Source organism: Geodermatophilus sp. SYSU D00758, from assembly GCF_054049955.1.
Window position 1 is genome coordinate 1 of the sequence record NZ_JBJGYK010000071.1, and the last position, 10,972, is coordinate 10,972.

A 10,972-nucleotide genomic window follows, 5' to 3' on the forward strand; every position below is an offset into this window, starting at 1 on the left:
ACGTGCAAGGACGGGGCCACCCCCACACGGCCGACACATCCCACAGCAGGACAGCAAGGCGTCGGTCAGGCGGAGAGTCAGACCACCAGGGGTGACCCCGTCCCCTCACATCCTCACTGTCAGGCGATGCGGCGCATCGCGGTGATCCTGCCCGTGGAGTCGACCGCGACGACCTTGACCGGCTGGCCGGAGGTCGAGGCGTGGACCATCTGACCGTTGCCGACGTACATCGACACGTGGCTGACCGGGCTGCGGTAGAAGATCAGGTCGCCCGGCCGGAGGTCGGCGCGGGAGACCGCGGTGCCCGTCGTCGACTGCATCCGGCTGGAGTGCGGCAGCGTGATCCCGGCCGCGGCGTAGGCGTACTGGATCAGCGCGGAGCAGTCGAAGGCGTCGGGCCCACCGGCTCCCCACACGTAGGGGTCGCCCACCTGGGCGAGGGCGGTGTCGACGGCGGCCTGGGCCGCGCTGCCGGCGGCCACGGCCGGTGCCGGGGTGGCGACCGCCTGCCCCGGGTGCGCGGCGACGAGGATCTCCTGCTGAGCTGCGGTGAGCGCGTCGCACTGCGCCCGGTAGTCGGCGACGTCGACCTCGAGCTCGGCCTGGCGCGCGGTGACCTCGTCGAGGGCCCGCCGGGTCGCGCTCGTCGCCGCGTCGGCCGCGGCCTGCGCCTGCTCGGCGGTCCTCGCGGAGGCCGAGACCCGCGCGATCACCTCGCCGGTGTGACCGGCGATCGCCTCCAGGGTCGCCAGCCGGGAGACGAAGTCCTCGGCCGAACCGCTGGTCATGAGCAGGTCCAGCTCCGTCGGGTTCCGCCCGGTGAAGGCCGAGCGGGCGACCTGGCGGATCTGCCCGTGGAGCCCGTCGAGCTGCCGGCGGGCGGTCGCGGCGGCGGCGTGCGCGGCCTCGGCCGCGGCCTGCTGCCCGGCCAGCGTCTCGCGGGCCTCGTTGACCTGCTCGCTGACCACCTCGAGCTCGTGCCCGGCCCGGGCGACGAGCTGCGCGGCCTGCTCGGGGTGGTCGCCTGCTCGGGGGTGGTCGCCTGCTCGGGGTCCGCGGCGGCGGTGCCCGGCAGGAGGCTGACCGCGAGGGAGGTGGTGGCCGCCACGAGGAGCACCCGGCCCAGGGTGCGGCGGGCTGCGACGGCCGGGTCGCGGTGGTGGGGATCGACGGCATGCCCCGGGGCAGGGCGGCGGGACGCCACGGTCGGCGGCTCTCCGTTCTTCTCAGCGACCGCCTACCGGGTCAGCTGACGGGTTCGGGCTGGGAAGAAGCGCCCCATCTCTGCGCACCGGCGCGGCCGGTGCGTGCGTCCGGCGGACCGGGACGCGCGAGAACTCACCCCGGTGCTGCGGTGGGTCCCCGGTCCGCCCTCGACGCTCTGCCGAGCGGGTCGGGCGATTCGGCGGTGCCCGCCCGAGGCCACCCCACCAGGGGCGGCGACCACCCGGTCGGACCGGCACACCGAACGGGCGTGGTGCGGGAGTGACGAACGGGGCCCCCGTGGCCTGTGGGGATCGGCACCGTCGCGGGCCGCGACGCGCGGCGGGACGGCCCGGGCGCGCAGCGCGCTCAGCCCGTCCGGCGCCCGCCGGAGCCGGCCCCCGGCGCGGGCCGGTGCCGCAGCGGCGGGACCAGGCCACCCTCGGCCAGTGCCCGCACGGCCCGCCGCTCCACGTCGTCGAAGTCGACCACGACACCCGGCCGGACCACGACCGGCTCCTGCGCGCCTCCCGCGTCGCCGCGCGCGGTCATCGGGACGACGACCGGGTCCCTCCCCTGCCACCCCGGTGGGGCGCCCAGCAGCACGGTCACGACGCAGTCGGCGCAGCCGGTACCGCGGACGGTGCAGGTGTCGCAGTCGATGTGCACGGCGCTTCCCTCCTCCTCGACCGACCGGGACGAGGCCGCCGTGGCCTCGGTCGGTGCGCGCCGCACGCTAGGAGCACCCACCGACAGTCCCCGCGGTCGCCCGGGCGGCCCGGCGCGCGTCCCCGGGACTGTCGGCACCCCGACCTAGCGTCCGCACCGTGCACCTCTTCCCCGCCGGTCCGGCCGCCGCGACGACACCGGCCGCGGGCCGGCCGCGCTACCAGCAGGGGACGATCGACGAGCTGGGCACCCCGCTCGCGGAGGTCACCTTCGTCGTGGTGGACCTGGAGACCACCGGCGGGTCGCCGACCGACAGCGCGATCACCGAGATCGGCGCGGTCAAGGTGCGCGGCGGCCGGGTGCTCGGCGAGTTCCAGACCCTCGTCGACCCCGGTTGCGAGATCCCGCCCTACATCAGCGTGCTGACCGGCATCACCTCGACCATGGTGGCCGCCGCCCCGCGGATCGCCGCCGTCCTCCCGGCCTTCCTGGAGTTCGCCCGCGGCGCGGTGCTGGTGGCGCACAACGCGCCCTTCGACCTCGGCTTCCTCAAGGCCGCCTGCGCGGCCAGCGCCGTGCCGTGGCCGGCCGCCGCGTCGGTCGACACGGCCGTGCTGGCCCGCCGCCTGCTCAGCCGCGACGAGGTCCCCAACTGCAAGCTCGCCACCCTCGCGCCCTTCTTCTCGGCGACCACCTCACCCACCCACCGGGCCCTCGACGACGCGCGGGCCACCGTGGACGTCCTGCACGGGCTGTTCGAGCGGCTCGGCCCGCTCGGCATCACCTCGCTGGAGGAGCTCTCCGGGCTGACCCGTCAGGTCGACCCCGAGCGCCGGCGCAAGCGGCACCTGGCCGACGACGTCCCCTCCGGCCCGGGGGTGTACGTCTTCCGCGGGCCCCGCGACGAGCCGCTCTACGTCGGCACGTCCACCGACCTGCGCAGCCGGGTGCGCAGCTACTTCACCTCCGGCGAGCAGCGCAGCCGGATCACCGAGATGGTCGCCCTGGCCCAGCGGGTCGACGCGGTCCCCTGCGCCCACGACCTGGAGGCCGCCGTCCGGGAGCTGCGCCTGATCGCCGAGCACAAGCCCCGCTACAACCGGCGCTCCCGCTTCCCGGAGCGGGCGCTGTGGGTGCGGCTCACCGAGGAGCCGTTCCCGAGGCTGTCGGTGGTGCGCCGCGTCCGCCCCGGCGCCGGGGTCTTCCTGGGGCCGTTCCCCGACCGGCGGGCGGCCGACGCCGCCGTCGCCGCCGTCCACGAGTCCCTGCCGCTGCGCCAGTGCACCGGCCGGTTGTCCCCGCGGGTGCTCGGCACGGCGTGCGCCCTCGCGGACATGGGCCGCTGCGGGGCGCCCTGCACGGGGGCGCAGTCGGTCGAGGAGTACGCCGCCGTCGCCGCGGTGCTGCGGGCCGCCGTGGTCGCCGACCCCCGCGCGCTGCTCACGCCGCTGCTGGACCGCGTCGAGCGGCTGGCCGCCGACGAGCGCTACGAGGACGCCGCCGTGCTGCGCGACCGGGTGGCGGTCCTCGTCCGAGCGGTGCGCCGGCGGCAGCGGCTGGAGTCGCTGGCGACCGTCCCGGAGCTGGTGCTGGCGCGGCCGGGGCCCGAGGAGGGCTGGGCGCTGTCGGTCGTCCGGCGCGGCCGCCTCGTCGCCGCCGGCTGCGCCGCCCGCGGGTCCTCGGTGCGCTCGGCCCTGGCCGGCCTGCGGGCCACCGCCGAGACGCCGCTGGGCCCCGACGGCGAGCTGGCCGCCTCCGTGGACGAGACCGAGCTGGTGCTGCGCTGGATGGAGAAGCCGGGCACCCGCCTGGTGGAGGTCGACGGGACGCTCGCCTGCCCCGTGCCGGGCACCGGCGGCTACAACGACTTCCTGCACCGCGTCGAGCAGAGCCGCGCCGAGCGCGACCCGTTCGCCGACGACCGTCCCCTGCGCACCCGCGCCCGGCCCGAGCGGGTGTCACCGGGCCCGCCCTCCCCCGCGGTGGCGCGGTGACCACGGTCGGCCGTTCCGATGCAGGGGCCCGCGCCGAGCCGGTGAGGTGCCGGAACGGCCCTCCTGCAGGGGCCCGCGCCGAGCGGAGCGAGGCGTGGGGGGCAGGAGGGTCCTTCCACTAGCATCCCCGGCGTGATCACCGCCATCGTCATGATCGACGCGGCCACCGACGCGATCCCCGAGGTGGCCGAGGCCGTCGCCGACCTGGAGGGCGTGAGCGAGGTCTACTCGGTCGCCGGGGACGTCGACCTCATCGCCGTCGTGCGGGTGCGGGAGTTCGACCAGGTGGCCGAGGTCATCGCGGGGCGGATCAACAAGGTCCCGGGTGTCCTGGAGACCGACACCCACATCGCCTTCCGCAGCTACTCGCGGCACGACCTGGAGGCCGCCTTCTCGATCGGCTTCGAGTCCGGGGCCTGAGCGGGGAACCCGTCCCGCCCGTGCCACCCGGCGGCGCCGCCGCCGGCCCGTTCAGCCGCGCAGCGCCCGGCTGACGGTCACCCAGCGGTCGAGCAGGGCAGCCGCCCGACCGTCGTCGACCGCGGCCGCCGCCCGCTCCAGGCCCGCGGCCAGGGCGTCGTGCAACCGCGCCGGCCGCTCGTCGAAGGCGGCCAGGGCCGCGGCCGCGTTGAGCAGCACGGCGTCGCGCACCGGCCCCGGCTCCCCCCGGACCACCCGCCGGAACACCTCGGCGTTGGCCGCCGGGTCACCGCCCCGGAGGGCGCCCGGTGGCGGCACCTCGAGCCCGAGCGCGGTGGGGTCCACGCGGTCGGGCTCGACCTCACCGCCGCGCACCACCCAGACCGAGGACGTCGTGGCCGTGGTGAGCTCGTCGAGGCCGTCGTCCCCCCGGAACACCAGCGCGCGCATGCCGCGCTCGGCGAGGACGGCCGCCAGCACGGGCGCCATCCGCGCGTCGGCGCAGCCGATAGCCGCGGCCACCGGCCGGGCCGGGTTGGTCAGCGGCCCGAGGAAGTTGAAGACGGTGCCGATGCCCATCTCCCGCCGGGGGGCGGCCGTGTGCCGGTAGCCGGGGTGGAAGACGGGCGCGAAGAAGAAGCCGATGCCGGCGTCCTCGACGCAGCGCGCGACCCCGGCCGCGGGCAGGTCGATGACCACGCCGAGCGCCTCGAGCACGTCGGCCGCCCCGGAGGACGACGACGCCGCGCGGTTGCCGTGCTTGGCGACCGGGACCCCGGCGGCCGCCGTCACCACCGCCGCCATCGTGCTGATGTTGACCGTGTGCGCGCCGTCGCCGCCGGTGCCGACGATGTCGACGCAGGACAGCGGCAGCGAGACCGGGGTGGCCTGCTCCAGCATCGTGGCGGCGAGGCCGGCGACCTCGGAGGGGGCCTCCCCCTTGGCCCGCAGCGCCACGGCGAAGCCGGCGACCTGGGCCGGCGTGGCCTCCCCCGTCATGACCTCGCGCATGGCCCAGGCGGTGTCCTCGGCCGCGAGGTCCTCGCGGGCCAGCAGCCGGGTGAGCAGCGCCGGCCAGGTGCGGGGGCTCACCGGCGCGCGGCCGGTCGCCCCCCGACGTGGTCGCGCAGCAGGGCGGCGACGACGTCCGGGGCGGTCAGCGGGTCGAGCGGGTGCGGGAGGGTCGCATCGGCCTGCGACCAGTGCGCCAGCCAGCGGTCGGGCTGCCGGGCCACGAGCACGCACAGCAGCGGGGGGTCGGCCAGCTCGATCCGCAGCTGCCGGGCCAGGCCCAGCCCCCCCGTGGGCTGCGCCTCGCCGTCCAGGATGCACAGGTCGACGCCGCCGCCGTCGACCGTGTCCACGACGTCCTGGCCGGTGGCGCACTCGACCCAGGTGAGCGGGCCGACGTCCCTCGCCGGCCGCCGTCCCACGGCGGTGCGCACGGCGGCCCGGACCTCGGGGCGGGAGCTGTAGACCAGGACGGTGGCCGGCGCGGCGTCGATCACGGCGGCGAGCCTAGTGCCCGCCGGTCCGTCGCCCGGGGAACGTGGACGCGGAGCCGCCCGAGGCACCCCCCGTTGCCCCCGCCGGGGGTCGTCCGGCCCCTCGACCGGGCGGCGCGATCACCCGGTCCGGGCTAGGTCTCGGGCAGGTCACGGGAACGGCGCGCGCACCACCCGCGGTCGGTGCGACGCCGGAGCCGATGCCATGATGGGCCCCGTGACAACGGCTCCCGTCGCGAGCGGCACCTTCGACACCTCGCGGGTGCACTCGCTGTCCCGACCGAACATGGTCAGCGTCGGAACGATCATCTGGCTGTCCAGCGAGCTGATGTTCTTCGCCGGCTTGTTCGCCATGTACTTCACCGCGCGGGCCCGAGCGACGGAGGGGTGGCCGCCGGAACCGACCGAGCTGAACCTGCCGTACGCGCTGGTCTTCACGATCATCCTGGTCCTGAGCTCGGTCACCTGCCAGCTGGGCGTCTTCGCCGCCGAGCAGGGCAACGTCTACGGGCTGCGCCGCTGGTTCACCATCACGTTCGCCATGGGCCTCATCTTCGTGCTCGCCCAGGCCAACGAGTACCGCGTGCTGGTCGTGGACCACGGCACGACCATCTCCAGCTCCACCTACGGGTCGGTCTTCTACCTGACGACCGGCTTCCACGCGCTGCACGTCATCGGGGGCCTGGTCGCCTTCGTGTACCTGCTCATCCGGTCCACCATGGGCCGCTTCACGCCGGCGCAGGCGACCGCGGCGATCGTGGTCTCCTACTACTGGCACTTCGTCGACGTCGTGTGGGTCGGGCTCTTCGCCACGATCTACCTGATCCGCTAGGGAACCGGTGTCCACCACGAACCCGCACTCCGACGCCCGGCACGACGACGCCTCCCCGCGGGGCCGCGGCCGCTGGTCCCGCCGCCCCGCCGCGGGCTCGCCGGCCGCGGCAGCCCGCGCGCGGCGGCGCTCGCGGCAGCGGCGTCGCGTCACCAACGTGGCCGGCCTGATGGCCGCCCTGGTCCTGACCGGGACGCTGTACGCGTTCCTGTCCCCGGCCTACGCGGCCGGCGAGGAGGGGACGGCGACCACCGAGTCCTCCGCCGAGGCCGCCGGCCGCGAGCTCTACGAGCGCAGCTGCATCTCCTGCCACGGGGAGAACCTCGCGGGCGTGCCCAACCGCGGCCCGTCGCTCATCGGCGTCGGCGCGGCGTCGGTCTACTTCCAGGTCCACACCGGCCGCATGCCGCTGGTCCGCCAGGAGGCCGACGCCCCCGACAAGCCGGCGGTCTTCTCCGACGAGCAGATCGACCAGCTGATGGCCTACGTCCAGGCCAACGGCGGCGGCCCGACCCTGCCGTCGGGCGACCTGCGCGAGGGCGACCTCGCCGAGGGCGGTGAGCTGTTCCGGCTCAACTGCGCCTCCTGCCACAACTTCGTCGGCCAGGGCGGTGCGCTCTCCTCGGGCAAGGCGGCGCCGAGCCTCGAGGGCGCCAACGACCTGGAGATCTACACCGCGATGCTCACCGGACCGGAGAACATGCCGGTCTTCGGGGACAACCAGCTGACCCCCGAGGAGAAGCGGTCGATCATCCTCTACGTCCAGACCATCAACGAGCAGGCCGACCCGGGCGGCGCCGGCATCGGGCGGATCGGCCCGGTGGCCGAGGGCCTGGTCATCTGGACCGTCGGAGTCAGCATCCTGCTGTTCGGGATCTTCTGGATGGGGAGCAAGGCGTGACCACGCAGTACACCGGCCCCGGCTCGCACGGCGGCGCGGACGTCTCCGGCCCGCACGTCGGCGGGCCGGACGACCAGTACAGCGCCGAGCAGCTGGCGGCCATGCCGCGCGAGGAGCTCGACCGGCTCGGTGCGCGGTACGACGGCGTCGAGATCCTGCACGTCGACCCCGGCCCCGAGCCGGGGTCGACGCTGGAGAAGCGGGCCGTCCGCCAGGTCGCGCTGACCTTCGCGCTGGCCGGTGTGGCCGCGCTCGCGTTCATCGTCGTCTACGTCGGCTCCGGCTGGTTCCTGCCCGACTGGCAGTGGGACATCACCGAGGGCGGCTGGAGCGCGATCTTCACCCCGCTGCTCGGCGCGCTCGGCGGCCTGTCGCTGATCCTGGTCGGCGTCGGGCTGGTGCTCTACACCAAGAAGCTCCTGCCGCACGAGACCGCGGTGCAGGACAAGCACGACGGCTCGCACTTCGACCGGGTCACCACCGGTGCCACCCTCGTCGGCGGCCTGCACAACAGCGGCCTGGCCCGGCGCAAGCTGCTCACCCGTTCGATGGTGTTCATGGGCGGCGCGCTCGGGGCGATGCTGATCATGCCGCTCGGCGGCCTGATCCGGAACCCCAACACCGGCAACCCGCTGGGCACCACCAGCTGGGGCGAGGGCGTCCGGCTGCTCCGGGACGACGGCACCCCGATCCGCCCGGGCGACCAGCAGCCGGGCTCGCTGGAGACGGTCTTCCCGGCCGTCCCCGGCGGCAACCGGGAGTCCGACGCGGCGACCATGCTCATCCGGCTGCGCCCGGAGCAGCTCGAGGACGACCGCCCGATCCCCGGTCAGGAGGGCTTCGGCTACGGCGACTACGTCGCCTACTCGAAGATCTGCACGCACGCCGGCTGCCCGGTGTCGCTCTACGAGCAGGAGACCAGCCGGATCCTCTGCCCGTGCCACCAGTCGCAGTTCGACGTCACGCAGGGGGCCAGGCCGGTGTTCGGCCCGGCCACCCGTGCCCTGCCGCAGCTGCCCATCACGGTCGATGACGAGGGCTATTTTGTTGCGCGCAGCGATTACATTGAGGCCGTAGGCCCCACCTACTGGAACCGGGAGCGCATCTGATGGCTCGCACCGCCACGGCGCCGGGGGTCCCGACCACGCGGCTGGGCAAGGCCGCCGTGGACTTCGACGACCGCCTCATCGTCGCCGGCCCGCTGCGCCGGACCCTCAACAAGGTCTTCCCCGACCACTGGTCCTTCCTGCTCGGGGAGATCGCCCTCTACTCGTTCATCCTGCTGCTGCTGTCGGGCACGTACCTGACGTTCTTCTTCGACGCGTCCATGCGGGAGGTCGTCTACGACGGCAGCTACGCGCCGCTGCGGGGCGTGGAGATGTCGGCGGCCTACGACTCGACGCTGAACATCTCCTTCGACGTCCGCGGCGGGCTCTTCATGCGCCAGCTGCACCACTGGGCGGCGCTGCTGTTCGTCGCCGCCATCGTGGTGCACCTGCTGCGCATCTTCTTCACCGGCGCCTTCCGGCGGCCGCGGGAGACGAACTGGCTCATCGGCATCGCGCTGCTGGTCCTGTCCTTCGCCATGGGCTTCACCGGCTACTCGATGCCCGACGACCTGCTCTCCGGCACGGGCCTGCGGATCGTCTCGGCGATCATCCTGTCGATCCCGGTCGTGGGCACCTGGGTGCACTGGGCGGTCTTCAACGGCGACTACGTCGGTGAGGCGATCGTCGGCCGCATGTACATCGTGCACGTGCTGATCGTGCCGGCGATCATGCTCGCGCTCATCGCCCTCCACCTGCTGATCCTGGTCAAGCAGAAGCACACCCAGTTCCCCGGGCCGGGGCGCACCGAGCACAACGTGGTCGGCAACCGGCTGTTCCCCGCCTTCGCGGGCAAGGCCACCGGCCTGGTGTTCATCGTGTTCGGCGTCTGCGCGGCCCTCGGCGGCCTCGTGCAGATCAACCCGCTGTGGCTGTGGGGCCCGTACAACCCGGCGCAGGTCTCGGCGGCGTCCCAGCCCGACTGGTACGTCATGTTCCTCGACGGCTCCACCCGGCTCTGGCCGGCCTGGGACATCAACCTGCCGGGTGACTACACGATCCCGGCGCTGTTCTGGCCGACGGTGGTGCTGCCGGGGATCCTGTTCACCCTCATGGCCCTCTACCCGGTGATCGAGCGCAAGCTCACCCGGGACGAGGCGAGCCACCACCTGCTGCAGCGGCCGCGCGACGTCCCGGTCCGCACCTCGCTGGGCACGATGGCCATCACCTTCTACGTGGTGCTGATGATCTCCGGCGGCAACGACGTGGTCGCGGACAAGTTCGACATCAGCCTCAACGCGATGACCTGGATCGGCCGGATCGGGCTCGTCATCCTGCCGCCGATCGTCTACGTGATCACCTACCGGATCTGCCTGGGCCTGCAGAAGCACGACCGGGAGGTCCTCGAGCACGGCATCGAGACCGGTGTCATCCGGCGTCTGCCGCACGGCGAGTTCATCGAGGTGCACCAGCCGCTGGGTCCGGTCGACGAGCACGGCCACGGCCAGCTGGCCTACGGCGGCGCTCCGGTGCCCAAGAAGATGAACCAGGTCGGCGCCGCCCGGCGGGCCATCCGCGGGTTCTTCTCCCCCATCGAGGAGCCGGCCCAGGTGGAGATCGAGCAGCGGCGCGAGGCCCACGGGGCGGCGGCGGCGGACGAGAGCCGCGAGCTCACCTCCTCCGGTCGCCCGTCCGACGGCGGACGGCCGCAGGAGCCGCGCGACTGAGCTCCCCGCCCACGACGAGGGCCCCGACGGATCATCCGTCGGGGCCCTCGTCGCCGGGGGCTCTCCCGTCCGACGCCGAGCGTCTGAACAGCCGGCGGCCGGCCGCGGTCGAGGCCGCCGCCGTCAGCGGTCGAGGCCGCCGGCCCCACCGGCCGCTGCACTGCTCCTGGTCGCCGCACCGCACCGCCGCCCGGGGGCGGCGACGACGAGGTGCGGCGGCCGCTCCGGCCGGTCCACCCGCTCCGGGAGCCCTGGTGCGGTGCGGGCCGCCCCGAGGCCGCCGGAGCCTGAAGAGGCTGCCCGGGGACCGCGGCACGGGCGGGACGCCGGCTGTCGCCCCGCACGGCGGGCTCGTGCCCGGCGCCGTAGCGGCCCCTGACCCGGCCCGGGCGCCGGCGGGTGGTCCCGGGTGCGCCCCCCGGTGGGCGCACTGCCGCGGGGGCCAGGGCGCCCGGTCCGGCGGGCCGGAGCGCCGTCCTCACCTCCACGCCGGACGGGACGACCGGCTCAGCGCCCGTCAGCAGGGGCCGGCCGCGCCCCGACAGCAGCGGCGTCCGTGCGTCCCGCAGGCGGCCGCACGGGCCCCTCCGCAGCCCCACCCGCCCCTACGGGTGGTGCACCGACGACGAGGGCCCCTCCCCGCCGGAGCGGGGAGGGGCCCTCGTCGACGGACCC

10 protein-coding genes and 1 riboswitch are annotated in these 10,972 nt (G+C 74.9%); of the genes, 6 read left to right on the forward strand and 4 right to left on the reverse strand.

Features of this window, described 5'->3' with window-relative positions; all coding sequences use genetic code 11:
• Nucleotides 1–119: 119 nt before the first annotated feature.
• Both ACI8AC_RS24640 and ACI8AC_RS24645 read right to left on the reverse strand, forming a co-directional pair.
• On the reverse strand, nt 120–968 hold the full coding sequence (locus tag ACI8AC_RS24640) for an NlpC/P60 family protein (RefSeq protein ID WP_456900492.1): 849 nt from the start codon (nt 966–968) through the stop codon (nt 120–122).
• A 250-nt stretch (nt 969–1,218) separates the two neighbouring features.
• Nucleotides 1,219–1,410, reverse strand: a riboswitch (cyclic di-AMP (ydaO/yuaA leader).
• 162 nt (nt 1,411–1,572) lie between these two features.
• Complete coding sequence (locus tag ACI8AC_RS24645) at nt 1,573–1,938, reverse strand: hypothetical protein (RefSeq protein ID WP_456900493.1); 366 nt, start codon at nt 1,936–1,938, stop codon at nt 1,573–1,575.
• 92 nt (nt 1,939–2,030) lie between these two features.
• Here ACI8AC_RS24645 and ACI8AC_RS24650 point away from each other — a divergent pair, with 92 nt between their 5' ends.
• Both ACI8AC_RS24650 and ACI8AC_RS24655 read left to right on the forward strand, forming a co-directional pair.
• Nucleotides 2,031–3,866, forward strand: coding sequence for a DEDD exonuclease domain-containing protein (locus ACI8AC_RS24650; protein WP_456900494.1), 1,836 nt, complete (start codon nt 2,031–2,033; stop codon nt 3,864–3,866).
• A 132-nt stretch (nt 3,867–3,998) separates the two neighbouring features.
• Nucleotides 3,999–4,286: an Lrp/AsnC family transcriptional regulator gene (locus ACI8AC_RS24655; RefSeq protein WP_456900495.1), complete on the forward strand. Its 288-nt coding sequence runs from the start codon at nt 3,999–4,001 to the stop codon at nt 4,284–4,286.
• A 51-nt stretch (nt 4,287–4,337) separates the two neighbouring features.
• Here the strand turns inward: ACI8AC_RS24655 and trpD are convergent, their stop codons facing one another.
• Both trpD and ACI8AC_RS24665 read right to left on the reverse strand, forming a co-directional pair.
• Nucleotides 4,338–5,378, reverse strand: a complete 1,041-nt coding sequence (gene trpD / locus ACI8AC_RS24660) for an anthranilate phosphoribosyltransferase (protein ID WP_456900496.1) — start codon at nt 5,376–5,378, stop codon at nt 4,338–4,340.
• Entirely contained in the window at nt 5,375–5,794 is a 420-nt protein-coding gene (locus ACI8AC_RS24665) for a hypothetical protein (protein ID WP_456900497.1), read from the reverse strand. The genes trpD and ACI8AC_RS24665 overlap by 4 nt, the downstream gene beginning before the upstream one ends.
• Nucleotides 5,795–5,999: 205 nt before the next feature.
• Here ACI8AC_RS24665 and ctaE point away from each other — a divergent pair, with 205 nt between their 5' ends.
• The 4 genes from ctaE to qcrB are packed head-to-tail and all read left to right on the forward strand — an operon-like array spanning nt 6,000 to nt 10,297.
• Nucleotides 6,000–6,623: an aa3-type cytochrome oxidase subunit III gene (gene ctaE, locus ACI8AC_RS24670; RefSeq protein WP_456900501.1), complete on the forward strand. Its 624-nt coding sequence runs from the start codon at nt 6,000–6,002 to the stop codon at nt 6,621–6,623.
• 7 nt (nt 6,624–6,630) lie between these two features.
• Nucleotides 6,631–7,524 (forward strand): cytochrome bc1 complex diheme cytochrome c subunit, encoded by an 894-nt coding sequence (qcrC, locus tag ACI8AC_RS24675; protein ID WP_456900498.1) that lies wholly within the window; start codon nt 6,631–6,633, stop codon nt 7,522–7,524.
• Nucleotides 7,521–8,633, forward strand: a complete 1,113-nt coding sequence (gene qcrA, locus ACI8AC_RS24680) for a cytochrome bc1 complex Rieske iron-sulfur subunit (protein WP_456900499.1) — start codon at nt 7,521–7,523, stop codon at nt 8,631–8,633. The genes qcrC and qcrA overlap by 4 nt, the downstream gene beginning before the upstream one ends.
• Nucleotides 8,633–10,297 (forward strand): cytochrome bc1 complex cytochrome b subunit, encoded by a 1,665-nt coding sequence (gene qcrB, locus ACI8AC_RS24685; protein ID WP_456900500.1) that lies wholly within the window; start codon nt 8,633–8,635, stop codon nt 10,295–10,297. Before qcrA ends, qcrB begins: the two co-directional genes overlap by 1 nt.
• The last annotated feature ends 675 nt before the right edge of the window (nt 10,298–10,972 follow it).

Coding starts and splice junctions, on each gene's coding strand:
- ctaE (WP_456900501.1), top strand. CDS start 6,000: ATGGGCCCCGTGACAACGGCTCCCGTCGCGAGCGGCACCTTCGACACC.
- qcrB (WP_456900500.1), top strand. CDS start 8,633: ATGGCTCGCACCGCCACGGCGCCGGGGGTCCCGACCACGCGGCTGGGC.